The organism is Dyella lutea (assembly GCF_024158035.1).
Classification (GTDB): domain Bacteria; phylum Pseudomonadota; class Gammaproteobacteria; order Xanthomonadales; family Rhodanobacteraceae; genus Dyella_A; species Dyella_A lutea.
The window spans coordinates 499,810-524,530 of the sequence record NZ_JAMZEK010000002.1; the positions used below are offsets into that span (position 1 = coordinate 499,810).

Consider the following 24,721-nt stretch of genomic DNA (forward strand, 5'->3'; position numbering starts at 1 on the left):
GACGAGCGCGGCATCGTCAGACGCTCAGCAGCTCTTCTTCCTTGTGCTTGACCACCGCATCGACTTCCTTGACGAAACGATCGGTGATCTTCTGGATCTCCTCGTCCGCCTTGCGCTCGTCGTCCTCGGTGATCTGCTTGTCCTTGCCGAGGTCCTTGATCTGCTGCAGGGCGTCGCGACGGATGTTGCGGATCGCGATCTTGGCGTTCTCGCCCTCGTGGCCCACGTGCTTGGCCAGCTCGCGGCGGCGCTCCTCGGTGAGCGGCGGCATGTTGAGGCGGATCACGGTGCCGGCAGTGGTCGGCGTGATGCCGATGTCTGAGGCCATCAGCGCCTTCTCGATGGTCGCCACCAGGCTCTTCTCGAACGGGGTGATGATGATCGAGCGCGAGTCACCCAGCGCCACCGAGGCCACCTGGTTCAGCGGCATGTCCGAGCCGTAGTAGGACACCTTGATGTTGTCCACCAGTGCGGTGCTCGCACGGCCGGTGCGCAGGCGCGTCAGGTCGTGCTTGAGCGCGTCGATGGTCTTGCCCATGCGGGTCTGGGCATCGGTCTTGATGTCGTTGATCATGGGACGTCTTCCGGTGGATCAGGCGAGCCGCCAAGTATACCAGCGAGGCGGAGCCGCCCTTGGGGCGGCGCAGCAAGCCCGGGTCAGTGGGTGCCGACGGTGGTGCCGATAGACTCGCCGCGCATCACCCGCATCAGGTTGCCCGGCACGGTCATGTCGTAGATCACCATCGGCAGGCGGTGGTCGCGGCACAGCGCGATCGCGGCGGTATCCATCACCGCCAGCTTGCGCTCGATCACCTGGTCGTAGGTGAGGTGGTCGTAGCGGGTGGCGTCGGCGTGCTTGGCCGGGTCGGCGGTGTAGATGCCGTCCACCTTGGTTGCCTTCAGCAGCAGGTCCGCGCCCACTTCCACGGCGCGCAGCGCGGCGGCCGAGTCGGTGGTGAAGAACGGATTGCCGATGCCCGCGGCGAACAGCACGATGCGGCCCTTCTCTATGTGGCGGATGGCGCGGCGGCGGATGAAGTCCTCTGCCACGTCGTGGATCGGCAGTGCGCTCATCACGCGGGCGAAGCCGCCACGCTTCTCGATCGCGTCCTGCATCGCCAGCGCGTTCATCACTGTGGCCAGCATGCCCATGTGGTCGCCGGTGACCCGGTCCATCCCGGCCGCGGCCAGGCCGGCACCGCGGAAGATGTTGCCGCCGCCGATCACCACGCCGATCTCGACGCCGGCCTTGCGCACTTCGAGGATTTCGTCGGCGAGGCGGCCGATCACCTTCGGATCGATGCCGTAGTCCTCGTCGCCCATCAGGGCTTCACCGGAGAGTTTGAGCAGGATGCGGCGGTACTTAAGCGGTTCGCTCATGGGGTCTCCGGATTGTGTGGGGCAAACCGCCATATTGTAGCGGGCGGCGGGCCGGCGGTTAAGCTGAGAATTGATCCGTCGGCGCCATGGAAGGAGAAAGACCGCGTGGGATGGCGCAAGATCTATTTCGGGGTGGCGGCGCCGTCGCGGCGCAGGCAGCTAGTGGTGCATGCGTGCTACGCGACCCTCGCACTGGCTGTTTATGGCTTGCTGGTGCCCTTCGTGCAGGCTCCTGCGGTTCGTCGCTGGGGTTTTCCGGCAGCGTTCGGTATCGCATTGATCGCAGCATTCTCGATGGTCCGCCAGGCGCGACGCCGGGAACTATCGAGCCCACCGGCGGGCAAGGTCGGCTCGCTGGAGCTCCTGGTGTTGCTGCCAGTATGGTTGCCGCTGCTGGCATGGCTGGTCTGGCTCGCCTCGGCTCGTGGCTTGCCGGCGTTGGCTACCAGTGTGGCGGGAAAGCCGGGGGTGCTCTCGCCGGTGACCATGCGGGTCGTGCATGTATCGCGTCGGCGATCGTGCGAGAACCGGCTGGTGGGAGGTCCGCTCCGGTCGTCCCGGGTGTCGGTGGATTACCTGTGCGTCGATCCCGCCTATGCGGCTCGTTATCGCGGACACCGGGTCGAGGTGGCGCTGCACGTGCGCCGGGGGACCTGGGGCACGGTGTTCACGGGATACCGTCACCTGCGCGATCTGAGCGCAGAGTCGTCCCCCTGAAAAAGGAAAAGCCGCGGTTTCCCGCGGCTTTTTCGTTTCGCCGGGCGGCGAGGATCAGACCTGCATCGCCTTCGCCACTTCGGCGGCGTAGTCTTCCTGCACCTTCTCGATGCCTTCGCCGACAGCTAGGCGGGCCACCGCCACCACTTCGGCGCCGTCCTTCTTCAGGGCGTCGCCGACGGTCACGTTGGTGTCCAGCACGTAGGCCTGGCCGAGCAGGGTCACCTCGGACACGATCTTGTTGATCTTGCCGGAGATGATCTTCTCCAGGATCTCGGCCGGCTTGGCCTTGTCCTTGTCGGACATCTGGCTCAGCGCGATGTCCTTTTCCTTCTGCACGAAGTCGGCCGGGACGTCCTCGGCCTTCACGTACTGCGGGTTCATCGCGGCCACGTGCATGGCTACACCCTTGGCCAGCTCCTCGGAGCCGCCCTTCAGGGCCACCAGCACGCCGATGCGGCCGCCGTGGATGTAGCTGCCGATCACGCCGTCGGTCTCGACGCGCGCCATGCGGCGCACTTCGATCTTCTCGCCGATGGTGGCGATCAGCGCCTTGGCGCCTTCCTCGACGTTGCTGGCACCCGGGAAGGCGGCGGCCTTCAGCGCGTCGATGTCGGCGGCGCCGGACTCCAGCGCGACCGTGGCGACGGTGTCGCTGAACTTCACGAAGTCGGGGTTCTTGGTGACGAAGTCGGTCTCGCAGTTGACCTCGACCAGCACCGCCTTGCCGGCGGACTGGGCGGTCACGATGCGACCTTCGGCAGCGACGCGGTCGGCCTTCTTGTCGGCCTTGGCCAGGCCGTTCTTGCGCAGCCACTCGATGGCGACTTCGATGTCACCGTTGTTCTCGACCAGGGCCTTCTTGCATTCCATCATGCCGGCGCCGGACCGCTCGCGCAGTTCCTTCACCAGCTGGGCGGAGATGTTGCTCATGTCAGTTCCTCGAATGCTTTGGAGCCCGACGACCGGCGCGCGGCCATCGGGTGGGTGAAGCGGCGGGCTTACTCGGCGTCGGCCGACTCGCGGCGGCCACGGCCACCGTCACGACCACCGTCACGGCGCGGCGCGCCCTTCTTGGCCGGGGCGCGGCGCGGGGCGGCCTTGCGCTCCTCGTCCTTGGCGACCGGGTTGCCTTCCTCGTCGAGCTCGACGAACTCGTCGGCGTCGCCCTGGGCGGCGTTCGGCGCGGCGGCCTTGCCTTCCAGGATGGCGTCGGCGGCGGCGCGGGCGTACAGCTGGATCGCGCGGATCGCGTCGTCGTTGCCCGGGATGGCGTAGTCCACCAGCTCCGGGTTGTAGTTGGTGTCGACCACCGCGATCACCGGGATGCCGAGCTTCTTGGCTTCCTGCACGGCGATGTCTTCGTGGCCGATGTCGATGATGAACAGCGCGTCGGGCAGGCGGTTCATGTTCTTGATGCCGCCCAGCGAGTTCTCCAGCTTCTCGCGCTCGCGGCGCAGCGACAGCACCTCGTGCTTGACCAGCTTGTCGAACGAGCCGTCGGTCTCGGCTGCTTCCAGCTCCTTCAGGCGGGCGACCGACTGCTTCACGGTGCGGAAGTTGGTCAGCATGCCGCCGAGCCAGCGGGCGGTGACGAAGGGCATGCCGGCGCGGGCGGCCTCTTCGGCCAGCGGCTCACGGGCGGAGCGCTTGGTGCCGACGAACAGGATGGTGCCGCGCTTCTGCGCCAGACCCGACAGGAAGTTCATCGCATCGGTGAACAGCGGCAGGGTCTTTTCGAGGTTGATGATGTGGATCTTGCCGCGCGCGCCGAAGATGTACGGCGCCATCTTGGGGTTCCAGTAACGGGTCTGGTGACCGAAATGGACGCCCGCTTCGAGCATCTGGCGCATGGTGACTTGGGCCATGGGTGTAACTCCGAATTGTCGGTTCCGCGAACGGAACCTGGGGGTTGGGACCTCCACGCATCCCCGGCTTCGACCGCGGCGTTTCCTGGGATTGGCGGAAACGGACGCGGCACCCCGAAGACGGTGCCGATGCGTGTGTGGCGTTGGTTTGGGCTTGTTCCGGCAGCCGGTTACAATGCCCGCTCGCTGTGCAGGGAGGCGGGCCGGAAAGCCCTGATCTGCCCTGCAAAACTCACGAATTGTAGCCGGTACGCCGGCAAGGCGGCAAGTTGGGCCCGGATATTGACCCCGGGTCACGCCGCCGCCATCTGGGTGGAACCATGGCCATTACCCTCAAGACCCCCGAAGACCTGGCCGCCATGCGCGTGGCCGGCCAGCTCGCCGCCGAAGTGCTGGCGATGCTGAAAGAACACGTCAAGCCCGGTGTCACTACCGAAGACCTGGACCGCCTCGCCTACGAGCACATCGTCAACAGGCAGAAGGCGATCCCGGCCAACGTCGGCTACCACGGCTTCCCCAAGACGCTGTGCACCTCGGTCAACCACGTGATCTGCCACGGCATCCCGACCGGAGCCAAGGTGCTCAAGGACGGCGACATCATCAATCTCGACGTCACCGTCATCAAGGACGGCTGGCACGGCGACACCAGCCGCATGTACTTCGTCGGCACCCCGTCGGTGCTGGCCAAGCGCTTGGTGGACACCACCCACGAGGCGATGATGCGCGGCATCCAGGCGGTGCGTCCGGGCGCCACGCTGGGCGACGTCGGTGCCGCCATCCAGAAGCACGCCGAGGCGGCCGGTTTCAGCGTGGTGCGCGAGTACTGCGGCCACGGCATCGGCAAGGTCTACCACGACGAGCCGCAGGTGCTGCATTACGGCAAGCCCGGCACCGGCATCGAGCTGAAGAAGGGCATGACCTTCACCGTCGAGCCGATGATCAACGCCGGCAAACCGCACACCAAGCAGCTGCCCGACGGCTGGACCGTGGTCACCAAGGACCACTCGCTCTCGGCCCAGTGGGAGCACACTATCGCCGTGACCGACGACGGCTTCGAGATCCTCACGCCCTGGCCGGATGCCTGAAGGGCGAGAAGCGAGTGAACAGGAGTGAGAAGTGAGAGAGGGCGCCCGGTTGACGTGGCGCCCTTTCTTTTTGATCAACGGCTCGCGGTGAGGGGCGTTCCCGCGCCTTCGAGCCGTCGTTGCAGGCCTCAGCACAGGGCTTGCCCGGGCTCTACACTCACTTCTCACTCCTCTTCACTCACTCCTACTCATGACTCCCCCTTCCGTTCCGCTGCCGCCACTGCCCCGCCTGCCGATCGCGGTGCCCCGCTCGGGCGTCTCGACCGAGGCGCGCAAGGCGCTGCGCCAGCTGCTGGGCGACATGGACCGGGCGCTGGCCACCGCGTTCCGCGACGGTGCCGACGCCACCGCGCTGGCCGCGCGGCGCGGCGAGTCGGTGGAGCGCATCGTGGTCCACGTGTGGAACGCCTGCCTGGGCGAGGTGGCGGATACCGCGCTGTTCGCGGTCGGCGGTTTCGGCCGCGGCCTGCTGTTCCCGCAGTCGGACGTCGACCTGCTGGTGCTGACCACCCGTGACGACCCGACCCTGCGCCGTGCGCTGGAACAGTGCTTTGCGACCTTCTGGGACATCGGCCTGAAGGTCGGCCACGCGGTGCGCGAGCCGGCCCAGTGCAGGGCGCTGGCGGCGGAAGAGGCGAGCGTGTTCACCAGCCTGCTGGACGCGCGCCGACTGGCCGGCGACCCGGCCCTGGACGCGGTGCTGCGCGACATCGTCGACGATCCCGCGCTGTGGCCGCCGCGTGCCTACCTGGCGGCCCGGCTGGCCGAGCGCGATGCCCGCCACGCCCGCTTCGACGACACCGCCTACAACCTCGAACCCAACCTCAAGGACGGCCCCGGCGGACTGCGCACGCTCGACTCGTTGCGCTGGCTGGGTCTGCGCCTCGCGCATGCCGACGGCTTCGACGCGATGGTCGCCGAGGGTCTGCTCGATCCGGCCGAGCGCGCCACCCTGGCTGACGCCGAGGCCACGTTGCGGCGCTATCGCTTTGCCCTGCACCTGGAGGCGGGGCGGCCCGAGGAGCGGCTGCTGTTCGACTTCCAGCGCGGGCTGGCCGCGCGCATGGGCTTCGTCGACCAGCACGAGAAGAACCTCGGCGTCGAGCAGTTCATGCAGGGCTACTACCGCGCCGCCAGCCAGGTCGAGCGGCTGGGTGTGCAGATCGTCGAGCGCTTCGAGGAAATGCTCGAACCGGACAGCCCGATGACACCGATCGGTGGCGGCTTCGTGCAGCACGGCCGGCGCATCGCCGCGGCCGACCCCGAGCTGTTCATGACGCGGCCGGCGGCGCTGGTGGAGATTTTCCTGGCGCGACTGGACCACCCCGAGCTGATCGGCTTCAGCGCCGAGACCATGCGGCGGATCCACCAGGCCACCGCCCGGCACGGGACGGCGCTGACCGACGACCCGGCCGCGCTGGCCGCGTTCCTGAAGCTGCTGCAGCGTGGCGCACCGGCGGTGGACGCGCTGTGGCGGATGAACCGGCACGGGCTGCTGGCGGCGATCCTGCCGGCGTTCGGCAAGGTGTTCGGGCGCATGCAGTACGACCTGTTTCACGTCTACACGGTGGACGAGCACACGCTGCGCGTGCTGCGCAACCTGGCGCGCTTCGCCGATCCGGCGGCGGTGAAGGAGTTCCCGCTCGGCTGCCAGATCTGGGCCTCGCTGGAAAAGCCCGAGCTGCTGCTGCTGGCCGGCCTGTTCCACGACATCGCCAAGGGCCGCGGCGGCGACCACTCGGTGCTGGGCGAGGACGACGCACGCGTGTTCTGCACCCGGCTGGGGCTGGCGCCCGAGCACGTGGACACGGTGGCCTGGCTGGTGCGCTGGCACCTACTGATGAGCACCACCGCGCAGCGCCAGGACATCACCGACCCGGAGGTGGTGAACCGTTTCGCCGAGGCGGTCGGCGATCGCCTGCGACTCGACCGGCTCTACCTGCTCACCATCGCCGACATCATCGGCACCAGCCCGCGGCTGTGGAACGCGTGGAAGGACCGCCTGCTGGCCGATCTCTACACCGCCACCCGCTACGCGCTGCGCAGCGACACCGAGCTGCCGCGCGACGCCAGTGCCAGCATCGCCGAATGCCGTGCCAGCGCGTTGGCGCTGCTGGCTTCGGAGGGCTTCGCCGCCGAGGCGGTGGAGGCGGTGTGGCGCGATTTCCCCGAGCGCAGCTTCCTCCGCCACCGGCCCGAGCAGGTGGCCTGGCAGACTGCGGCGATCCTGCGGGCGGACAAGGCGCTGCCGCTGGTGGAGGTGCATCCGTTCTCGGTGCGCGGCAGCACGGAGCTGTTCGTCTATGCGCCGGACCGCGACGGCTTGTTCGCCAGCGTCACCGCGATGCTCGACCGCATGCATTTCTCGGTGATGGAGGCGCGCGTGCTCAGCTCGCCCAGCGGGCTGGCGATGGACACCTTCCTGCTGCTGGAAGCCGACAGCCAGATGCCGGCCACGCCGCAGCGCGCCGACGAGCTGCGCCAGCGCCTGTTGCGCGCGCTGGCCGAGACCAAGCCGGTGCTGCCGGCGCGGCGCGGACTGCACCGGCACCTGAAGCACTTCCAGATGGCGCCGCGGATCGCCTTCACCGCCACCGGCGGGCGCACCCAGATGGCGCTGGTGTGCAGCGACCGCCCGGGCCTGCTGGCCGCGGTGGCGCAGGTGATGCTGGAAGTGGGCGTGCGCGTGCACGACGCGCGCATCGCCACCTTCGGCGAGCGGGTGGAGGATTTCTTCCAGCTCACCGACCGCCACGACGCGCCCCTGGACGGTGACCTGCAGGAACGGCTGCGGCAGGCGCTGCTGGAGCGGCTCGCGCCCGCGACGGCCTGAGTCCGGAGACCGGGAGCGGGGGCGCGGAGTATCGTTCCGGCCTTCGCCCATGCGGCCGTTGCCGGAGGAACACCCATGAACACCAGGCTTGCCCTTGTCGCCTTCGCGCTGGGCGCCGCGATCCCGGCCTCCGGCGCGTTCGCCGCCGCCGCGACGCCGGCGGTCAAGGCCGCGCCCGCGGTCACCTGGGTGTATCCGCTGGTGCCGAAGTTCGGTGGCGTGCACCCGCGGCCGGACGTGGACATGCAGCTGGATCCGAAGGCCGACTACAAGGTGTTCGTCGACGTGGTCTCGGCCGATCCCGGTTCGGACCAGCCTTACCACTCGCTGCAGCGGCTGGCCCGGCTGGTCAACCTGATGGGCTACGCGAAGATGCCGCCTTCGCACGTGCACATCGTCGCGCTGCTGGACCGCGAGGCCGGGCTCGCCGCGCTCACCGATGCCGCCTACCGCCGCTACGACAAGAAGTCGTCAAGCAATCCCAATCTGCCGCTGCTGCACGCGCTGCAGAAGGCCGGCGTGAAGCTGATGGTGTGCAGCCAGGCGATGGCCGGGATGGGGCTGAAGGACGGCGACATCGATCCCAGTGTCACCGTCACGTTGTCGGGCCTGACCGATCCGGTGATCTACGGCCAGCGCGGTTACACCTTCATGCAACTCTAGCCCGTCGCCAAGGGCCGTCTGGACGGCCATCCGTGTTGACGGACTGGCGTCCATTCGAGGGGCGGGCGGGTGCCGGCCGGGCCGTTGCGTGTACTCTTGGGGGCTTGTCCCGAGCACGACGGAAGCCCCCGCATGTCCTCCATCCAGGCCCTCATCGACGACGCGTTCGAGCGTCGCGCCTCGCTGTCGCAGAGCGAGATCGAAACCCATCTGCGCCCGGCCGTCGGCCAAGTGCTCGACCTGCTCGAATCCGGCGAGCTGCGCGTGGCCGAGCCGGACGGCCAGGGCGGCTGGACCGTGCACCAGTGGGTGAAGAAGGCGGTGCTGCTGTACTTCCGCATCAACGACAACCGCGTGGTCGACGGTGGCCCGGCCGGCGCCTTCGACAAGGTGCCACTGCGCTTCGCCCACGGCGACGACGCCTCGCTGCAGCAACTCGGTGCGCGGGTGGTGCCCGGCGCGCTGGTGCGCCGCGGCGCGCACATCGCGAAGGACGTGGTGCTGATGCCCAGCTACGTCAACATCGGCGCGCACGTGGGCAGCGGAACCATGGTCGACACCTGGGCCACGGTCGGCTCCTGCGCGCAGATCGGCGCGCGCGTGCACCTGTCCGGCGGCGTCGGCATCGGCGGGGTGCTGGAGCCGCTGCAGGCCAACCCGACCATCATCGAGGACGACTGCTTCATCGGCGCGCGCTCGGAGGTGGTCGAGGGCGTGGTGGTGGAGAAGGGCAGCGTCATCGGGATGGGCGTGTTCCTCGGCCAGAGCACCCGCATCTACAACCGCATGACCGGCGAGATCAGCTACGGACGCATCCCTTCGGGCAGCGTGGTCGTATCCGGAAGCCTGCCTGCCGAGGACGGATCGCACAGCCTCTACGCCGCGGTGATCGTCAAGCAGGTGGACGAGAAGACCCGGTCCAAGACCGGCATCAACGACCTGCTGAGGAGTTTCGAATGAGCGTCGATCTGTATGGCCTGGCCAAGTGCGGCACCTGCGACAAGGCGCGCGCCTGGCTGGATGCGCACAAGGTCAAGCACAGCTTCACCGACTACCGCGACGAGCCGATCGCCCCGGCCACGCTGAAGGCGTGGGCGAAGGAGCTGACCTGGGAGAAGCTGGTCAACCGCGCCAGCTACACCTGGCGCGATCTCACCGAGCAGCAGAAGGCCGCCTCCAGCGACGCGCAGTGGCTCGCCCTGATCAAGGAATTCCCCGCGCTGGTGAAGCGCCCGGTGGTGGTGAAGGACGGCGCGGTGAGCGTCGGTTTCACCGAGAAGAAATTCAAGGAGCTGTTCGGTGGCTGAAGCCGCCGTGCTTTACGGACTGGCCGGCACCGATGCGTGCCGCAAGGCCTGCGCGTGGCTGGACCGCTTCGGCCACGCGTACCGCTTCGTCGACACCGGGCGCGAACGGCCCGCGCCCGAGGCGCTGACGGCCTGGGCGCAGGCCGCCGGCGGCTGGGATGCGCTGGCCGACCGCAGCGGCCGCGCCTGGAAGAACCTGCTGCCGCAGCGGCGCAACCCGGAGAGCGATCCGGAATGGACGCTGCTGATCCGCGAGCATCCCGGCGTGCTGCGCCAGCCGCTGGCGGTGCTCGCCGATGGCACGCTGCTGGTGGGCTTCACCGGCGGGCAGTACGAAAAGCGATTCGGCAAGGGCAGGGCCACCGCATGAGCGACGTCTTCGACCTCACCGGCGACCTGATCCGCCGCGCCTCGGTCACCCCCGAGGACGCCGGCTGCCAGGCGATGATCGCCGCGCGACTGGCGAAGGCCGGCTTCCGCGTGCGCCACCTGCGCTTCGGCGAGGTCGACAATCTCTGGGCCACGCACGGCGAGGGCGGCCCCACGCTGGCCTTCCTCGGCCACACCGACGTGGTGCCGACCGGGCCGGTCGAGGCGTGGCGCTTCGATCCGTTCGAGCCGACCCTGGTCGACGGCGTGCTGTATGGCCGCGGCGCGGCCGACATGAAGGGTTCGGTGGCGGCGATGGTGGTTGCGCTGGAGGCCTTCGTCGCCGCGCATCCGGACCACGCCGGTCGCGTGGGCCTGCTGCTGACCAGCGACGAGGAAGGGCCGACCAACCTCGACGGCGTGCGTCGGGTCGCCGAGGTGTTCCGCTCCGAGAGCGAGCGCATCGACTGGTGCGTGGTCGGCGAGCCGTCATCCACCACGCGCCTCGGCGACCTGATCCGCGTGGGCCGGCGCGGCTCGCTCAGCGGCACGCTGACCGTGCGCGGCGTGCAGGGACACGTGGCGTATCCGGAGAAGGCGAAGAACCCGATCCACGCCTTCGCCCCCGCACTGGCCGAACTGGCCGCCGAGCGCTGGGACGAGGGCAACGCCGATTTCCCGCCGACCTCGTTCCAGGTGTCCAACCTCAACGCGGGCACCGGCGCCACCAATGTCATCCCGGGCACGCTCACCGCGCTGTTCAACTTCCGCTACAGCACCGCCAGCACGGCCGAGGGGCTGAAGGCCCGCACCGAGGCGATCCTCGCGCGCCACGGGCTGGACTGCACGCTGGACTGGAACCTTTCCGGCGAGCCGTTCCTCACCCCGCCGGGCGGACGCCTGCGCGGGGTGGTGGCGTCGGTCTGCCGCGAGCTGGCCGGCGTGTCTCCGGTGGAGAGCACCGGCGGAGGCACCTCCGACGGCCGCTTCATCGCCCCGCTGGGGGCCGAGGTGGTGGAGCTGGGGCCGGTGAATGCCACCATCCACAAGGTGGACGAGTGCGTAGCGATTGCCGATCTGGAGTGTTTGTCCGTCCTATACAGGGCAGTTTGCGAGCGATTGTTTCCCTGATTGACCCGTAAATGTGATTTGCATCACATTTTTTGGGGACCGGCGTATGCTGCCGGTCCTTCGCCTTTGGCGGAGCCCTTCGCGCGTTGCGGAGAGAGTTTGGGGCCCTATTCCACATCTGTGCAGGGCGATCCGCCCTGAAGGGAGACTCTCATGAAGCGCATCACCGCGTGGCTGGCCCTGGTGGCCGGCCTGTTCTGTGTCACCGGCGTGCAGGCTGCCGACGAAGGCAGCCCGCGCGTCATCCGCAGCTACACGGACTGGGTGGCGCCTGCGGACCAGCAGGCCTACGAGGCGGGCATCAAGGCCTACAACCAGTGCCTGCGCGAGCATGGATTCAAGTACGCATGGAAGGCGCTGAACCACGAAACGGGCGACGTCTACACCTATTCGTACGTCAGCGATCCGCTGGCCTGGGCGGATTACGACGCCATGCGCGACAGCGGCAAGTCGTGCGACGCGTCATTCCGGCAGAACGTCAATCCGCACTTGAAGCGCGAGACCAGCGGCTTCATGAAGCCGATGCCGGAGATGAGCCACATGCCGGCGGGCACCGACATGGGACACGCCTATGTCGGCGTGACGTTGTTCAAGCTCAAGCCCGGCCACGACGCCAACGAGAGCTTCATGACCACGGTCAAGAAGATCACCGCAGCTGCCCGGAAGGCCAAATGGCCGCAGCCGTACCAGGTCATGCAGGTGGTCGACAGCGGCGAGGACGCGCCGGACTACATCCTGGCCGGCCCCGCCAAGAGCTGGGCGGACTACGGTACCGAACCCGACCCCGCGTTCTGGAAGATGGTGGCCAACGTGTACGGCGAGGCGCAGGCCAAGTCGCTGCGCAAGACGCTGGGCGATGCGATCGACCGGGCCTCGGCGCACGTCGACCGCTACAACGAAGAACTCACCTACCGGCCGTCCGGCAAGTAACGGACGCTCCACGCATGGCCCCCCCGGCCCGCCTGGCGGGCCTTTTTTTGGTTCGCGGATTTCCATTGAGCCTCCAGCGTCGCATCGGCGACGTCCGCCTCACGCGGGAAGCCTGCCGGATTCACCCCCGCTTGCCGCTGGATCAGCTGAAGATCGACCGCGCCTTCGTCAGCCGGCTGCCCGGGGGCGGCGGTGCGATGGTGGCGCAGACCAGTATCGCGATGGGCCGTGGGCTGGGCATGAAGGTGGTCGCAGAGGGCGTGGAAACTGAGGCCCGGTGGGCGTTCCTGATGGAACGGGACTGAGACGTACTCCAAGGTCACCCGTTCGGTCGCCGATGCCGGCGGACCGGCTTGAGACCCTGCTGGCCAAGCTGCAGGGAGCCGGCTGAGCGCTCAGTCGGCAGTGCCTTCCAGCCTCGCGATCCGCGCCTGCAACACTTCCCGCTCGCCCGCGTTGGCGGTGAGTTCGGTTGCCCGGCGGAACGCGGCCCGTGCCTCGTCGTGCCGGCCCAGTTGCTCAAGCAGATCGCCAAGCACCGCCGGCAACGGCGCATAGCGGGACAGTGCCGGCGCATCGGCGATCGCCTCGACCAGCGCCAGCCCCGCGGCCGGGCCTTGTGCCCGCGACACCGCCACGGCGCGGTTGAGCTCGACTACCGGCGAGGGCGACACCTGCGCCAGTGCTGCGTAGAGGGCGGCGATGCGTGGCCAGTCGGTGGCCGCGGCCGTCGGTGCGCCGGCGTGGCAGGCGGCGATCGCCGCTTGCAGCGTGTACGGGCCCGCGCCATCCGGATGGCGGATGGCGCGGGCCAGCAGCGCCTGGCCGCGGGCGATCGCCAGCCGGTCCCAGCGCGTGCGGTCCTGCTGGTCCAGCAGGACCGGCCGCCCGGTCGCGTCGATCCGCGCGTGGGTGCGCGACGCCTGCAGTTCCATCAGCGCCAGCAGGCCGAGCACTTCCGGCTCGTGCGGTTCCAGCGCCGCCAGCATGCGACCCAGCCGCAGCGCCTCCTCGCACAGTGCGGGGCGCATCCAGTCCTCGCCGGCGGTGGCGGCATAGCCCTCGTTGAAGATCAGGTAGACCACGCCGAGCACGCTGGCCAGCCGTTCGCCGCGCTCCTCGCCCCGTGGCATGTCGTACGGCACCCGCTTCTCGGCGAGCGTCCGCTTGGCGCGCACGATGCGCTGCGCCACGGTGGGCTCGGGCTGCAGGAAGGCGCGCGCGATCTCGGCGGTGGTGAGGCCGCCGAGCAGGCGCAGGGTCAGCGCGATGCGCGCCTCATGCGGCAGCACCGGGTGGCAGGCGGTGAAGATCAGCCGCAGGCGGTCGTCGCCGATGTCGTCGTCGAGGGTGTCGAAGTCGGGCATCACGTGTGGCTCAAAGTCCGGATCGCCACCGAGCATCGCGTGCTTGCGCTCGGCAAGCTGGCGGTGGCGCAGCAGGTCGATGCCGCGGTTGCGCGCGGTGGTCATCAGCCAGGCGCCGGGGTTGTCCGGGATACCGTTGTCCGGCCAGCGCTCGAGCGCACTGACCAGGGCGTCCTGGGCCAGTTCCTCGGCCAGGTCGATGTCCCGCACCACGCGCACCAGGGCGCCGATCAGCTTCGGTGCCTCCAGTCGCCATACGGCATCGATGCGGCGATGCAGTTCGGCCGTTTCCATAGGGCCGATCACAGCACTGCCTGGCGTTCGCGGCAAGCACGCTGGCGGCATCAGCGCGTCCGTTCGGCAATCTGTCCGCGCAGCCGGGCCTCGGACTCGCGCAGTTCGGGAGACATGATTTCGGCGAAGTCGGCCTCCTCGTACAGCGGCCGGATCTCGATCTCGCACTCGCCCACGAACGGGGCCGGGCAGCGGCGTGCCCACTCCAGCGCCTCGTCCATCGAACGCACCTGCCAGAGCCAGAATCCGGCGATCAACTCCCGGGTCTCGGCAAACGGACCGTCGACCACCTGTTGCCGGCCGCCTGCGAAACGCACGCGCTTGCCGTCGCGGCTGGGCTTGAGCCCCTCGCCGGCCAGCATCACGCCGGCCTGCACCAGTTCCTCGTTGAAGCGATTCATCGCCGCCATGATCTCGGCGTTCGGCATCGCCTGGGTTTCGCTTTCGGACTCGTCGGTGGCCCGCACCATCACCATGCATCGCATCGCTGTTCTCCTTCACCGGGACATCGGGCCGGCACATGCCGGGCTTGTCCTGACGACGAACCGTCCGGCGCGAATTCGACATGCTTCGCCTCCGGCGACGGCGCCGGCTGTATCACGGGTCGGCGGCGCGCGTCGGGCCTCGCCAAATGTGCCGATGCGGCCTGTGCTTGAATGCGCCCGGGGCAGGGCCGGCGATGCTGGCGCGCTGCCGGGGACATGGCGTGAGCGAGGGCGGGGCAGATGCAGGCGAACGGCACATTCGAGGTCACGCGGGAGTCGCAGCCACTGGCGGCGGTCAGTGCACCGGCCAACCTGGGGCGGCACACCATCGACAAGCGCTTCGAGGGCGATCTGCAGGCCCACAGCGTGGGTGAGATGCTTTCCGCTGGCGGCGACGTCGCCGGCTCGGCGGGCTATGTCGCGCTGGAGCGGGTGACCGGGCGGCTCGATGGTCGTGAAGGCAGCTTCGTGCTGCAGCACAGCGGCACGATGGATCGCGGTACCGCCGCGCTCACCGTGCGCGTGGTGCCGGACACCGGCACCGGCGAGCTGACCGGCCTGGCCGGCAGCATGACGATCCGCATCGCCTCGGGGCGGCACGAGTACACGTTCGACTACACCCTCGGCTGAGCGAGCCGGCGCCTCACCCGGCCGCCGGTTCCAGCGTCAGCGTGTGCCGGGCCGGCCCCGGCAGCAGCGGGGTCGGGCGGCCGTGCACCCAGTCCTCGTGGCCGGCGCCGAAGAACGGCGACAGCGGGTTGTCGCTCTGCCCACCGGGCATGTGGAAGAGGCCGCGGTCCTCGTGGCCGGGCGAGACGTCCAGCCGCTCGGAGGCACCGAAGCCGGGTGCGGCCACGCGCGGCATGTTGCTGTCGCCGGGCACTGGCTGGTCGGGCATGTCGATCAGGCGGGCCAGCCAGCCGGGCAGAGCCCGCGCCAGCGGGTGGTTCACCGCATCGCGGTTGCGTTCGCCCCAGGTGCGGGCGGCGAGGCCGCCGGATTGCTTGCCGAGGGTGTCGACCACCTGCGTCGCCGAGGCGAGCAGCAGGGCGTGCCAGTCGGCATAGCGCGGGTCGAGTAGGTGCTTCGGCTGCTGCTGCACCAGCGCCCACACGGCGGCTTCCGGGTCACCGAGGCCGGGCCAGGCGAAGTCGGGAAAGCGTGCCTGCACGCGGGCGGCGAACGGCGCCAGCACCGCCTGGTGGACCTGCTGGCGGAACGCGCGCACCAGCCGGTAGGCGACGCTGTTCACGTCGGCCCGGCCGTTCCACGAACGGGTCAGCTCGCGCAGCTGCACCAGCGACGGGTCGGTGGCGCCGGCCAGGGTCTGCTGCAGCAGGTGCTGCCAGCGGCCCAGCAGCACGCTGCGGTCGTCGAGCTGGATGTCCAGCAGGTCGCCGGGCGAGAACGCCGCGTGGGTGCGCAGGTCGTCGCGGATCGCCTGCGCACGGGCGCCGAGGTCGTGGCCGCCGTTGCCGAGCAGGGCCAGCCAGTCGCCACCCACCGTGCGGTTGTTGGCGGTCCACAGCCGGCCGCCGGGTGGATTCTCGATGCGCGGGTACTGCGCCGGGGTGGCCCAGCCGGTCCAGCCGGTGCCGGGCTGGGACCAGTCGGCGGGCACCTGCGGGTCGAAGCCGTGGCGCAGCGGGATGCTGTTGCTGGCGATGGTCCAGCCGATGTGGCCCTGGTTGTCGGCGGCGAGCAGGTTCTGCGCGGGCATGCCCAGGGTGGGGGCGAGGTCGAGGGCCTGGTCCACGTCGGTGGCGCGCTCGAGCTGCATCAGCGCGAGGTTGTAGCCGCGCGGGCGATCGCCGGTCCAGGCCAGCGCCAGCGGCGTGGCGTCGGTGTCGGTCGCGGTGATCGGGCCCCAGCGGGTGTCCTGCACCGTGATCACGCGGTCGGGTGCGCCCTTCACGTGGATCGTCTCGCGGTGGTTGGCGATCGTGGCCCAGCCATCGGGCGTGCGGTAGCGTGTGGGATCGGCCGGGTCGCGCAGCACCCGCACCCAGTCCTCCCAGTCGCCGTAGCTGTTGGTGAAACCCCAGGCTACCTGGCCGTTGGAGCCGACCACCAGCGCCGGCGTGCCGGGCAAGGTCACGCCGCTGGCGTCGCGCGTGCCGTTCGGCGCAGTGGAGTCGGGGTAGCGCAGGCGTGCGCGGAACCACAGGTTCGGCACGCGCAGGCCCAGGTGCATGTCGTTGGCCAGCATCGCCGCGCCGGTGCCGGTGAGCACGCCGGCCACGGCGAAGTTGTTGCTGCCGGGGCGGGCGTCGTCCAGCGCGGGGGCGAGCACGGAGGCGAGGTCGTGGCCGGCCGCTGGCGCGGCGGCGCGCAGGTCGAGCACAGCCGCGCCCGGTACCACCGGATCACGCGACAGCGGTCCGGCCAGCGGCGCCTCCCAGAACGGGTCAGGTGCGAGCAGGAAATCCACCACCGGCGCCGGCAGCGCCGCGCGCATCTGGGCGATGCGCAGTTCGCGGGTATTGCGGCCGTCGCTGTTGAGGTCCAGGTACATCGCGGCGATCACCAGCAGACTGTCTTCCGAACGCCAGGGCTTCGGCTTCGTACCGAGCAGGAAGTATTCCCAGGGACGGGCCTTCATCGCGGCCAGCCCGGCGTTCACGCCGTCGCGGTAGCGGTCCAGCGTGTGCCGCTGGTCCGGCGGCAGCTGCGCGTAGGCCTGTTCGGCCACCGCGCGCAGGCGCAGGCGGCGGTGGGCCTCGTCGGTCTTGAGCGCTGCGGGACCGACCAGCGCCGACAGCTCGCCGGCCGGCAGCCGGCGCATCAGGTCCATGTCGAAGTAGCGCTCCTGTGCGTGGACGTAGCCCATCGCGTAGCTGATGTCGCCGCGCGTCCTGCCGTCGAAGGTGGCGGTGCCCAGCGCGTCGCGCGTCACGGTGACCGGGGCGGTCAGTCCGCTTGCGGCGACCTGGCCGTCCAGTCGAGCGCGGCCCGATGCCAGCAGGCTCCAGGCGGCGACGAGGGCGACGAACAGCAGCAGGGCGAGTGCGATCAGGCTGCGGCGCAGCCAGCGCCGGCGGGGAGGAGTCGTCATGGGTTGTCGAATACCGCGAAGATGCCCGCATAGGGCTTGAGCATGAAGGCCGGCGCGCCGCTGTAGCCCTCGCCGTCCACGTACATCTGCGAGATGGTGCCGTCCAGGTACAGCGCATCGCGGCAGCCGAGGCCGTCGCGGAACAGGCGTGCGAAGGTGTGGAAGTTCACCGGCGTCTCGCTGACCGCGAACACCACCTTGTGCGGCGTCACCGCGCACACGCCGCTGCGCCATTTCACGCTGGCCGACTCATCCTCGAACTGCGGATTGAGCCGGTCGCCGATCACCAGCATCGGGCCGGACTGGGTGGCCAGCGTCACCGGCTTGCCCTCGGCCTTGAACGCCTCGCTGGTGCGTACCGCGGCATGGCCGTCCGGATACACCGCGAACACCCCGTTGGGGCGCAGCGAGAAATTGCCGGCGGCCGGATTGCCATGCGCCATGTTCAGCGGCACGCGGACGTGGCCGTCCTCGACGAACAGTCCCAGTGGCGCGTTGCGGCGGTCGTAGATGCCGGCGTTGGCGGCGAACAGCAGCCGCCGGCCGTGCCGCTCGCCCCAGTGCTGCAGGTTCTCGATGCTGCCGAAGGCGACGCCGTTGTCCGGATCGCGCCAGTGCAGCGAGAGCGTCTGGCGGGCGAGGTCGATGGTCACCACGTGGAAGCGCTGGCCGTCGAACTCGCGCTCGGCGCTGTCCACGGCGCGCGCGCGCGGGGCGCAGGCGGCGAGCAGCGGCAGCAGCACGGCGGCACCCAGCAGGGCGGGCCAGCGGCGGGAGCGGGGAAGGGAGGAAAAAAGGCGCGGCATCCCCCCGATGGTCGCCGCCCCGCGGCCCACGGTGCAAGCACGGCCGGCGGCGCGGTTCAGCCGGCCCGCGCCGGGACGCTACACTGCGCTTTTTGCCGGCCGCGCCATGCCTTACTGCCCCATTGTCGCCACGCTCGGATACGTGCTGTCGCCCGACCGCCGCCGGGTGCTGATGATCCACCGCAACGCCCGCCCCGACGACCAGCACCTGGGCAAGTACAATGGCCTGGGCGGCAAGATGGAGCCGGGCGAGGACATCGCCGCCTGCATGCGTCGCGAGATCCGCGAGGAGGCAGGCATCGAGTGCACCTCGATGCAGCTGCGCGGCACCCTCAACTGGCCCGGCTTCGGCAAGCAGGGCGAGGACTGGCTGGGTTTCATCTTCATCATCGACGGTTACGCCGGCACGCCGCTGGAGCGCAATCCGGAAGGCACGCTGGAGTGGGTCGAGCGCGCGCGCCTGATGGACCTGCCGATGTGGGAGGGCGATCGCCACTTCCTGCCGCTGGTGTTCGACGACGACCCGCGGCCGTTCCACGGCGTGATGCCGTACAAGGACGGGCGCATGCAGTCCTGGTCGTACAGCCGGCTGTGAGCGACTTGCGAAAGTTGATCCGCATCGTCGTGGCGGTGATCCGTGACGAGGCGGGCCGCGTGCTGCTGGTGCGCAAGCGCGGCGCCACGGTGTTCCAGCAACCCGGCGGCAAGCGCGATCCGGGCGATGCCGATGATCTCGCCACGCTGGCGCGCGAGCTGCGCGAGGAACTGGGCGTGGCGCTGGTGTCCGGGTCCGCGCGCCACCTGTGGCGGGCCAGCGCGCCGGCGGCGAACGAGCCGGGGCACGTGGTGGAGGGCGAGGTGTACGCCGTGGCGATCGAGGGGCTCCCCTCCGCCTGCGCCGAGATCGAGACGCTGCGCTGGATCGATCCGGCCGATCCCGGCGACCTGCCGATCGCCCGACTGAGTCGCGAACACATCCTGCCGCGCCTCTGAACGGACAATGGCGTCGCGCTTGACGCCGGCACGGGCGCGCGCGGACGATGCCGGCGCCCGCAGGCCGCAGTGGCCTGCGTTCCACCCGTCAGGAGCAGGTTTTCATGGATCGATTTTCGACGCGCGTCATCGGCCTGGTTGCCTTCGGTGCCGCCTCCACCGCCGCGATCGCCGGCGCCCCGGCCAAGCCGCACTGGCTGAGCTTTCCCGCCGATGCGCCGCTGCGCGCGACGATTACCCTGCTGCCGAAACAGGGCGACGTGGGTCGCGAAACGCCGATCTACACCGGCTACGCGCCCGTGCTGGCGTTCCATCCGGGCAGCGACGACGTGAGTTGCCGGCTCGATCTGGGTGGGCATGATGCCCACCTCGACCCGGGCGCCACGCGCACGGTGGGCGTGGACTGTTTCGAGGTACTCAAGGTGCGAGACGACAAGCTGTCGTTCGTGGTGCTCGAGGGTGGGCGCAAGGTCGGCGAGGGTGTGCTGCTGCGCTGATCCGGCTGGGGGGATTGGGCCGGCTCAGCTGGGCCGGCCAGATGACGCTGCCGCATCAGCGCCCGGCCGTCGGCCTGCCGCTCCGGCCGGACGTCATGGTTCAGCTGGCGCTCGCCGCAGGACTGGGGCGGAGCACCTTCCGGACCTTCCGGGCGCATCGTCGCGCGCGCAGGGCGTGGTGCATGCGGGGCAATAGAATCGCTGTCTCCGACATGAGGATCGCCCGATGACCGATGAATCCTCCAGCCCCGCGGCGAAAGATCAGCCGCGCGGCCCGCTCGCGCTTGCCATGCTGGCGCTGCTCGGCCTGGTGCTGTTCGCCGGCTTCATCGCGCTGGGTACCTGGCAGGTCCACCGGCTGGGGTGGAAGCGGGCGCTGATCGCCCACGTCGACGCGCGCGTGCATGCGCCGCCGGTGGACGCGCCCGGCCCCGCACAGTGGCCGCGCGTGACCGCGGCCACCGATGAGTACCGGCACGTGCGGTTGCACGGCACCTTCCTGTACGACCGCTCGACCTACGTGTGGGCGGCGACGGCCGAGGGCAGCGGACTCTGGGTGATGACCCCGCTGCGCCGCGACGATGGCTCGCTGGTGCTGGTCAACCGCGGCTTCGTGACGCCGGAATGGTGTGGCCGCAGCGGCAGCTGCGCGCCCGGTGCCGCCGGGGAGGTGACCGTGACCGGCCTGCTGCGGCTCAGCGAGCCGCCGGGCTTCCTGCGCCACAACGACCCGGCGAAGGACGACTGGTACACCCGTGACGTGGCTGCCATCGCTGCGCGGCGGGCGCTGCAAGACGTGGCACCGTACTTCGTGGACGAGGACGCGGCCTCGGAAGCCCGCGTGCCGCATGCACCGAAGGGCGGGCTGACCGTCATCCACTTTCCCAACAACCACCTCAGCTACCTGATCACCTGGTATGGGATGGCGCTGATGGTGCTGCTGGCGGGCTTCTTCGTCGGACACTCGGAACTGCGCCGACGGCGTGCGGTGGGGTCGGACTGAGGTTTTCGGCTGGTCGTGATTGCGCGGGTGCGGCTTCAGTGACCGAAGCGATGGTCGTTGAAATGACCTTGGCCGCCGCTGATCGTGAAGCTCATGCCGCCGGACGGATGGTCGCAGTCACCGAACGCCTTGGTGACGCTCACCGTACCGGTCTGGTAGTTGCCGCTGAGGTGGTTGCCGGCCACCACGCCCATGCCCACGCTGCCATGCACCTGGGGCTGGTTGTAGGTGGCGTCGTCGCAGGTATCGGCCGGGGCATTGGCGGCGAGGCTGGCGTCGGTGGTGCCGCTGGTGTCGCCGTAGTAGACACCCGGTGCCGTGCTGGCGCTGGCGGGCCTGGCGGCGCTGCTGCTGGCGGCGGGAACGGCGCCCGGCGGGAGCTTCAGATTGAGTGGCTGGCTTGCGCTCTGTGCTGCGGCAGAGGTTGCTAGCGCACTGGCAAGGAGCAGGCAGAGGGGTCGATGGATGGTCATGTGCGCTCCGCGGGTAGGGCTGTGTCAACGCGCGGGGACGCGTGACGTGCACAGCCATGCTTTGGGTGCCGCGGTGGTCGGAAGTTCCTGCCGCCGCGACAACGTGGCCAATCCGTTCAACTGTCCGTAGGAGCCCGCTCGCGGGCGATGCTCTTGCTCCTGATCCACATCGAAGCAGAAGAGCATCGCCCGCGAGCGCGCTCCTGCAGGGTAGCGCGGTGCCGGCTCAGCTGGTGGTCTCGATCCGCTCGACGCGGCGCAGGCCGCGCGGCAGCACGCCGCCGCGGGTGGCGCGGTTGCCGCCGTACTCGACCAGGTCGGCCCACTTCAGCGTGAGCTTGCGCTGGCCGGCGTACAGCGTGACCTCGCCCTTGCCCTCGGCGACCACCGCTACGCCCACCACGCGCTCGCCTTCCGCCATCTGCTTCTTCGGAATGTCGATCAGCTTGTTGCCCTTGCCCTTGTCCAGTTCCGGCAGCTCGGCGACGGAGAACATCAGCAGATGGCCTTCGGAGGTGACCACCACGATGCGGTCGCGCGACGGATCGGCGCTGACCTGCGGCGCCAGCACCTTGGCACCGTCGCTGAGGCTGATGATCTGCTTGCCGGCCTTGTTGCGGCCGGTGAGCGCCTCGAAGCGGGTGACGAAGCCGTAGCCGAAATCGGTGGCGAGGATCAGTCGCGTGTCGTTGTCGCCGGCGGCGAGCGCGTCGAAGCTGGCGCCGGCCGGCGGGGTGAAGCGGCCGGTCAGCGGCTCGCCGTTGCCGCGCGCCGAGGGCAGCGTGTGCGCCGCGGTGGAATAGCTGCGCCCAGTGGAATCGATCACCGCGATCTGCTGCGTGGTGCGCGCCTTCACCGCGGCGAGCAGGCCGTCGCCTTCGCGATAGTTCAGCCCCTCGGCATCCACGTCGTGGCCCTTGCCGGCGCGGATCCAGCCCTTCTGGCTGAGCACCACGGTGACCGGTTCGCTGGCCACCAGCGCGCTCTCGTCCAGCGCCTGCGCGGTTTCACGCTGCACCAGCGGCGAGCGGCGGTCGTCGCCATACTTGGCCGCGTCGGCGCGCAGCTCTTCCTTGATCAGGCCCTTGAGCTTGGCCGGCGACTTCAGCAGCACGTTGATGCGCGCGCGCTCCTCCTCGAGCTGGTTGGCCTCGGCGGTGATCTTCATTTCCTCAAGGCGCGCCAGCTGGCGCAGCTTGGTTTCGAGGATGTAGTCGGTCTGCTCTTCGCTGAGCCGGAAGCGGCTCATCAGCACCGGCTTGGGCTCGTCCTCGGTGCGGACGATGCGGATCACCTCGTCCAGGTTGAGGTAGGCGATGCGCAGGCCTTCCAACAGGTGCAGGCGGCGCTCGACCTTGCCCAGGCGGTGCTCCAGGCGGCGGGTGACCGTGGCGGTGCGGAAGCTCAGCCACTCGGTGAGGATCTTCTTCAGATCCTTCACCTGCGGCCGGCCGTCCATGCCGATCATGTTGAGGTTGACGCGGAAGCTCTTCTCCAGATCGGTGGTGGCGAAGAGGTGCTGCATCATCTCGTCGGTGTCCACGCGATTGGAGCGCGGCACGATCACCAGCCGGATCGGGTTCTCGTGGTCGGACTCGTCGCGCAGGTCCTCGATCATCGGCAGCTTCTTGGCGCGCATCTGCGCGGCGATCTGCTCGAGGATCTTCGACGGGCTCACCTGGTGCGGCAGCGCGGTGATCACCACGTTGCCGTCTTCCACGCCGTACACCGCGCGGGCGCGCAGCGAGCCGTTGCCGGTGGTGTAGATGGCCAGCAGCTCCTTGCGCGGCGTGATGATCTCCGCCTCGGTCGGGTAGTCCGGGCCGAGCACGTGTTCGCACAGGTCTGCCACGGTGGCGTCCGGGTCATCCAGCAGGCGGATGCAGGCGCTCACCACTTCGCGCAGGTTGTGCGGCGGGATGTCGGTGGCCATGCCCACGGCGATGCCCATCGAGCCGTTCAGCAGCACGTGTGGCACGCGCGCGGGCAGCCAGCTGGGTTCGTCCATGGTGCCGTCGAAGTTCGGCACCCAGTCCACCGTGCCGTGCGCCAGCTCGCCCAGCAGCGCCTCGGCGATCGGGCTGAGCTTGCTCTCGGTGTAGCGCATCGCCGCGAAGCTCTTGGGGTCGTCCGGCGAGCCGAAGTTGCCCTGGCCGTCGACCAGCGGGTAGCGGTACGAGAACGGCTGCGCCATCAGCACCATCGCCTCGTAGCACGAGCTGTCGCCGTGCGGATGGAACTTGCCGATCACGTCGCCAATGGTGCGCGCCGATTTCTTCGGCTTGGCGGTGGCCGCCAGGCCCAGCTCGCTCATCGCGTAGATGATGCGCCGCTGCACGGGCTTGAGGCCGTCGCCGACGAAGGGCAGGGCGCGGTCCAGCACCACGTACATGGAGTAGTCCAGGTACGCGCGCTCGGCGTATTCCTTGAGCGGGATCTGTTCGAAATTGGCTTGCAGGTTCATTTTCTTCGATCAATCGGTTGGCGCGCCGGGAGCGCGAATAGCCGGCCGATGGTGCCAGAACGGACTGGGGGCGGACAGCTTGCGCAGTGCAGTCTGCCGTGCTGCCGTCGCAGAATCTGCGCCGGGGGCTGGCCGCGGCCCGGGGGCGGACGTATCGTGACGCGCACGTTTCCGGTCACTCCCCATCCATGCCATCGCTCAGCCTGCTCGGCCCCCGAGATCCCGCCCCCTTCTCCGTCCACCGGCTCGCAGGGCGCTCGCCGTTCTTGCTCACCTGCGACCACGCCGGCCGCGCGGTACCCGCCGCGCTGGGCGACCTCGGCGTGCCGGCGCCGGAGTGGGATCGCCACATCGCCTGGGACATCGGCGCGGCCGGCCTGGCGCGGGCGATGGCCGAGGCACTGGATGCCTGGCTGATCTGCCAGACCTATTCGCGGCTGGTGATCGACTGCAACCGCCCGCTGGATGCCCCCGGTTCGATCGTCACGACGAGCGAGCGCACCGAGGTGCCCGGCAACCGTGGTCTTTCCGGCGCGGCGATCGCCGCGCGACGCGAGGAAATCTTCATGCCCTACCACCGGCGCACGGTGGAGGAGCTGGACCGGCGCGCCGCCGAAGGCCGTTCCACGATCCTGGTCACCGTGCACAGTTTCACGCCGGTTTTCATGGACCAGGCCCGCGCGTGGGAGCTGGGGGTGCTGTACCAGCGCGACGCGCGGCTGGCCCGGCCGCTGCTGGAGGTCATGCGGGCCGACGGCTGGTGCGTGGGCGACAACCAGCCGTATGCGGTGAGCGACGCCACCGACTACGCGATCCCCGTGTATGGCGAGCAGCGCGGTCTGCCACACGTGGAGCTGGAAGTGCGCCAGGACCTGATTGCCGACGAGGCCGGCCAGCGCGCGTGGGGCGAGCGCATCGCCGGCTGGCTGGTGCAGGCTGCCGATGCCGCCGGATTGCCGTCGGTGTGCGGGCAGGTGGCCGCGGCCTGAAGCGCCAGCGGG

General features: G+C 69.6%; 26 protein-coding genes. 16 read left to right on the forward strand and 10 right to left on the reverse strand.

The genetic code is table 11. From position 1 onward, the window contains the following. Nucleotides 1-16 precede the first annotated feature (16 nt). Together frr and pyrH are read right to left on the reverse strand one after the other, a co-directional pair. Nucleotides 17-574, reverse strand: a complete 558-nt coding sequence (gene frr, locus NC595_RS09620; protein WP_017461811.1) for a ribosome recycling factor — start codon at nt 572-574, stop codon at nt 17-19. A gap of 83 nt (nt 575-657) precedes the next feature. Continuing rightward, nucleotides 658-1,380, reverse strand: a complete 723-nt coding sequence (gene pyrH / locus NC595_RS09625; RefSeq protein ID WP_253566101.1) for a UMP kinase — start codon at nt 1,378-1,380, stop codon at nt 658-660. Nucleotides 1,381-1,485: 105 nt separating this feature from the next. Between pyrH and NC595_RS09630 the strand changes: the two genes are divergently transcribed. Next, on the forward strand, nt 1,486-2,097 hold the full coding sequence (locus NC595_RS09630) for a hypothetical protein (RefSeq protein WP_253566102.1): 612 nt from the start codon (nt 1,486-1,488) through the stop codon (nt 2,095-2,097). A gap of 54 nt (nt 2,098-2,151) precedes the next feature. Here the strand turns inward: NC595_RS09630 and tsf are convergent, their stop codons facing one another. Both tsf and rpsB read right to left on the reverse strand, forming a co-directional pair. Then, nucleotides 2,152-3,030, reverse strand: coding sequence for a translation elongation factor Ts (tsf, locus tag NC595_RS09635; RefSeq protein ID WP_253566103.1), 879 nt, complete (start codon nt 3,028-3,030; stop codon nt 2,152-2,154). Between the two features lie 68 nt (nt 3,031-3,098). After that, nucleotides 3,099-3,965 carry a 30S ribosomal protein S2 gene (gene rpsB, locus NC595_RS09640; protein WP_253566104.1) on the reverse strand — a complete coding sequence of 289 codons (867 nt, stop codon included), beginning with the start codon at nt 3,963-3,965 and terminating at the stop codon, nt 3,099-3,101. A gap of 320 nt (nt 3,966-4,285) precedes the next feature. Between rpsB and map the strand changes: the two genes are divergently transcribed. From map to NC595_RS09685, 9 genes are all read left to right on the forward strand, one after another. Continuing rightward, on the forward strand, nt 4,286-5,050 hold the full coding sequence (map, locus tag NC595_RS09645) for a type I methionyl aminopeptidase (RefSeq protein WP_253566105.1): 765 nt from the start codon (nt 4,286-4,288) through the stop codon (nt 5,048-5,050). A 190-nt stretch (nt 5,051-5,240) separates the two neighbouring features. Then, entirely contained in the window at nt 5,241-7,883 is a 2,643-nt protein-coding gene (gene glnD, locus NC595_RS09650) for a [protein-PII] uridylyltransferase (RefSeq protein ID WP_253566106.1), read from the forward strand. 75 nt (nt 7,884-7,958) lie between these two features. Continuing rightward, on the forward strand, nt 7,959-8,546 hold the full coding sequence (locus tag NC595_RS09655) for a DsrE family protein (protein ID WP_253566107.1): 588 nt from the start codon (nt 7,959-7,961) through the stop codon (nt 8,544-8,546). 132 nt (nt 8,547-8,678) lie between these two features. Next, a complete protein-coding gene (gene dapD / locus NC595_RS09660) occupies nt 8,679-9,506 on the forward strand; it encodes a 2,3,4,5-tetrahydropyridine-2,6-dicarboxylate N-succinyltransferase (protein WP_253566108.1) in 828 nt (275 codons plus the stop codon). Further along, the gene (locus NC595_RS09665; protein WP_253566109.1) at nt 9,503-9,853 is read left to right on the forward strand and encodes a Spx/MgsR family RNA polymerase-binding regulatory protein; all 351 of its coding nucleotides are present in this window, start codon (nt 9,503-9,505) and stop codon (nt 9,851-9,853) included. Before dapD ends, NC595_RS09665 begins: the two co-directional genes overlap by 4 nt. After that, the gene (locus tag NC595_RS09670) at nt 9,846-10,223 is read left to right on the forward strand and encodes an ArsC/Spx/MgsR family protein (RefSeq protein WP_253566110.1); all 378 of its coding nucleotides are present in this window, start codon (nt 9,846-9,848) and stop codon (nt 10,221-10,223) included. The genes NC595_RS09665 and NC595_RS09670 overlap by 8 nt, the downstream gene beginning before the upstream one ends. Next, complete coding sequence (dapE, locus tag NC595_RS09675; RefSeq protein WP_253566111.1) at nt 10,220-11,353, forward strand: succinyl-diaminopimelate desuccinylase; 1,134 nt, start codon at nt 10,220-10,222, stop codon at nt 11,351-11,353. Before NC595_RS09670 ends, dapE begins: the two co-directional genes overlap by 4 nt. A 153-nt stretch (nt 11,354-11,506) precedes the next feature. Next, a complete protein-coding gene (locus NC595_RS09680; protein WP_253566112.1) occupies nt 11,507-12,283 on the forward strand; it encodes a hypothetical protein in 777 nt (258 codons plus the stop codon). A 14-nt stretch (nt 12,284-12,297) separates the two neighbouring features. After that, nucleotides 12,298-12,588, forward strand: coding sequence for an EAL domain-containing protein (locus NC595_RS09685; RefSeq protein WP_253566113.1), 291 nt, complete (start codon nt 12,298-12,300; stop codon nt 12,586-12,588). A 90-nt stretch (nt 12,589-12,678) separates the two neighbouring features. Here the strand turns inward: NC595_RS09685 and NC595_RS09690 are convergent, their stop codons facing one another. After that, entirely contained in the window at nt 12,679-13,944 is a 1,266-nt protein-coding gene (locus NC595_RS09690; RefSeq protein WP_253566114.1) for an RNA polymerase sigma factor, read from the reverse strand. 50 nt (nt 13,945-13,994) lie between these two features. After that, complete coding sequence (locus NC595_RS09695) at nt 13,995-14,429, reverse strand: YciI family protein (RefSeq protein ID WP_253566115.1); 435 nt, start codon at nt 14,427-14,429, stop codon at nt 13,995-13,997. A gap of 240 nt (nt 14,430-14,669) precedes the next feature. On the opposite strand from NC595_RS09695, the gene NC595_RS09700 reads away from it, so the two are divergent. Continuing rightward, nucleotides 14,670-15,059, forward strand: a complete 390-nt coding sequence (locus NC595_RS09700) for a DUF3224 domain-containing protein (RefSeq protein WP_253566116.1) — start codon at nt 14,670-14,672, stop codon at nt 15,057-15,059. A gap of 13 nt (nt 15,060-15,072) precedes the next feature. Here the strand turns inward: NC595_RS09700 and NC595_RS09705 are convergent, their stop codons facing one another. Beyond that, complete coding sequence (locus NC595_RS09705) at nt 15,073-17,484, reverse strand: penicillin acylase family protein (RefSeq protein WP_253566117.1); 2,412 nt, start codon at nt 17,482-17,484, stop codon at nt 15,073-15,075. Beyond that, nucleotides 17,481-18,290 carry a phosphodiester glycosidase family protein gene (locus NC595_RS09710; RefSeq protein WP_253566118.1) on the reverse strand — a complete coding sequence of 270 codons (810 nt, stop codon included), beginning with the start codon at nt 18,288-18,290 and terminating at the stop codon, nt 17,481-17,483. Before NC595_RS09710 ends, NC595_RS09705 begins: the two co-directional genes overlap by 4 nt. A 106-nt stretch (nt 18,291-18,396) precedes the next feature. Here NC595_RS09710 and NC595_RS09715 point away from each other — a divergent pair, with 106 nt between their 5' ends. From NC595_RS09715 to NC595_RS09730, 4 genes are all read left to right on the forward strand, one after another. Then, nucleotides 18,397-18,885, forward strand: a complete 489-nt coding sequence (locus NC595_RS09715) for an NUDIX hydrolase (RefSeq protein WP_253566119.1) — start codon at nt 18,397-18,399, stop codon at nt 18,883-18,885. Further along, on the forward strand, nt 18,882-19,283 hold the full coding sequence (locus NC595_RS09720; protein ID WP_253566120.1) for an NUDIX hydrolase: 402 nt from the start codon (nt 18,882-18,884) through the stop codon (nt 19,281-19,283). Before NC595_RS09715 ends, NC595_RS09720 begins: the two co-directional genes overlap by 4 nt. A gap of 104 nt (nt 19,284-19,387) precedes the next feature. After that, nucleotides 19,388-19,780 carry a hypothetical protein gene (locus NC595_RS09725; protein WP_253566121.1) on the forward strand — a complete coding sequence of 131 codons (393 nt, stop codon included), beginning with the start codon at nt 19,388-19,390 and terminating at the stop codon, nt 19,778-19,780. Nucleotides 19,781-20,006: 226 nt separating this feature from the next. After that, entirely contained in the window at nt 20,007-20,783 is a 777-nt protein-coding gene (locus NC595_RS09730; RefSeq protein ID WP_253566122.1) for an SURF1 family protein, read from the forward strand. A 35-nt stretch (nt 20,784-20,818) separates the two neighbouring features. On the opposite strand, the gene NC595_RS09735 is transcribed toward NC595_RS09730, so the two are convergent. Beyond that, on the reverse strand, nt 20,819-21,256 hold the full coding sequence (locus tag NC595_RS09735) for a hypothetical protein (RefSeq protein WP_253566123.1): 438 nt from the start codon (nt 21,254-21,256) through the stop codon (nt 20,819-20,821). Between the two features lie 226 nt (nt 21,257-21,482). Beyond that, nucleotides 21,483-23,720: a DNA topoisomerase IV subunit A gene (gene parC, locus NC595_RS09740; RefSeq protein ID WP_253566124.1), complete on the reverse strand. Its 2,238-nt coding sequence runs from the start codon at nt 23,718-23,720 to the stop codon at nt 21,483-21,485. 188 nt (nt 23,721-23,908) lie between these two features. Between parC and NC595_RS09745 the strand changes: the two genes are divergently transcribed. Continuing rightward, nucleotides 23,909-24,709, forward strand: a complete 801-nt coding sequence (locus NC595_RS09745; RefSeq protein WP_253566125.1) for an N-formylglutamate amidohydrolase — start codon at nt 23,909-23,911, stop codon at nt 24,707-24,709. Nucleotides 24,710-24,721: the final 12 nt, after the last annotated feature.

What these genes read in the sequence shown, in the direction of transcription:
- frr (WP_017461811.1), bottom strand. Translation starts at nt 574, where the DNA reads ATGATCAACGACATCAAGACCGATGCCCAGACCCGCATGGGCAAGACC.
- pyrH (WP_253566101.1), bottom strand. Translation starts at nt 1,380, where the DNA reads ATGAGCGAACCGCTTAAGTACCGCCGCATCCTGCTCAAACTCTCCGGT.
- tsf (WP_253566103.1), bottom strand. Translation starts at nt 3,030, where the DNA reads ATGAGCAACATCTCCGCCCAGCTGGTGAAGGAACTGCGCGAGCGGTCC.
- rpsB (WP_253566104.1), bottom strand. Translation starts at nt 3,965, where the DNA reads ATGGCCCAAGTCACCATGCGCCAGATGCTCGAAGCGGGCGTCCATTTC.
- map (WP_253566105.1), top strand. Translation starts at nt 4,286, where the DNA reads ATGGCCATTACCCTCAAGACCCCCGAAGACCTGGCCGCCATGCGCGTG.
- glnD (WP_253566106.1), top strand. Translation starts at nt 5,241, where the DNA reads ATGACTCCCCCTTCCGTTCCGCTGCCGCCACTGCCCCGCCTGCCGATC.
- NC595_RS09655 (WP_253566107.1), top strand. Translation starts at nt 7,959, where the DNA reads ATGAACACCAGGCTTGCCCTTGTCGCCTTCGCGCTGGGCGCCGCGATC.
- dapD (WP_253566108.1), top strand. Translation starts at nt 8,679, where the DNA reads ATGTCCTCCATCCAGGCCCTCATCGACGACGCGTTCGAGCGTCGCGCC.
- NC595_RS09665 (WP_253566109.1), top strand. Translation starts at nt 9,503, where the DNA reads ATGAGCGTCGATCTGTATGGCCTGGCCAAGTGCGGCACCTGCGACAAG.
- dapE (WP_253566111.1), top strand. Translation starts at nt 10,220, where the DNA reads ATGAGCGACGTCTTCGACCTCACCGGCGACCTGATCCGCCGCGCCTCG.
- NC595_RS09680 (WP_253566112.1), top strand. Translation starts at nt 11,507, where the DNA reads ATGAAGCGCATCACCGCGTGGCTGGCCCTGGTGGCCGGCCTGTTCTGT.
- NC595_RS09685 (WP_253566113.1), top strand. Translation starts at nt 12,298, where the DNA reads ATGGCCCCCCCGGCCCGCCTGGCGGGCCTTTTTTTGGTTCGCGGATTT.
- NC595_RS09690 (WP_253566114.1), bottom strand. Translation starts at nt 13,944, where the DNA reads ATGGAAACGGCCGAACTGCATCGCCGCATCGATGCCGTATGGCGACTG.
- NC595_RS09695 (WP_253566115.1), bottom strand. Translation starts at nt 14,429, where the DNA reads ATGCGATGCATGGTGATGGTGCGGGCCACCGACGAGTCCGAAAGCGAA.
- NC595_RS09700 (WP_253566116.1), top strand. Translation starts at nt 14,670, where the DNA reads ATGCAGGCGAACGGCACATTCGAGGTCACGCGGGAGTCGCAGCCACTG.
- NC595_RS09705 (WP_253566117.1), bottom strand. Translation starts at nt 17,484, where the DNA reads ATGACGACTCCTCCCCGCCGGCGCTGGCTGCGCCGCAGCCTGATCGCA.
- NC595_RS09710 (WP_253566118.1), bottom strand. Translation starts at nt 18,290, where the DNA reads ATGCCGCGCCTTTTTTCCTCCCTTCCCCGCTCCCGCCGCTGGCCCGCC.
- NC595_RS09715 (WP_253566119.1), top strand. Translation starts at nt 18,397, where the DNA reads ATGCCTTACTGCCCCATTGTCGCCACGCTCGGATACGTGCTGTCGCCC.
- NC595_RS09725 (WP_253566121.1), top strand. Translation starts at nt 19,388, where the DNA reads ATGGATCGATTTTCGACGCGCGTCATCGGCCTGGTTGCCTTCGGTGCC.
- NC595_RS09730 (WP_253566122.1), top strand. Translation starts at nt 20,007, where the DNA reads ATGACCGATGAATCCTCCAGCCCCGCGGCGAAAGATCAGCCGCGCGGC.
- NC595_RS09735 (WP_253566123.1), bottom strand. Translation starts at nt 21,256, where the DNA reads ATGACCATCCATCGACCCCTCTGCCTGCTCCTTGCCAGTGCGCTAGCA.
- parC (WP_253566124.1), bottom strand. Translation starts at nt 23,720, where the DNA reads ATGAACCTGCAAGCCAATTTCGAACAGATCCCGCTCAAGGAATACGCC.
- NC595_RS09745 (WP_253566125.1), top strand. Translation starts at nt 23,909, where the DNA reads ATGCCATCGCTCAGCCTGCTCGGCCCCCGAGATCCCGCCCCCTTCTCC.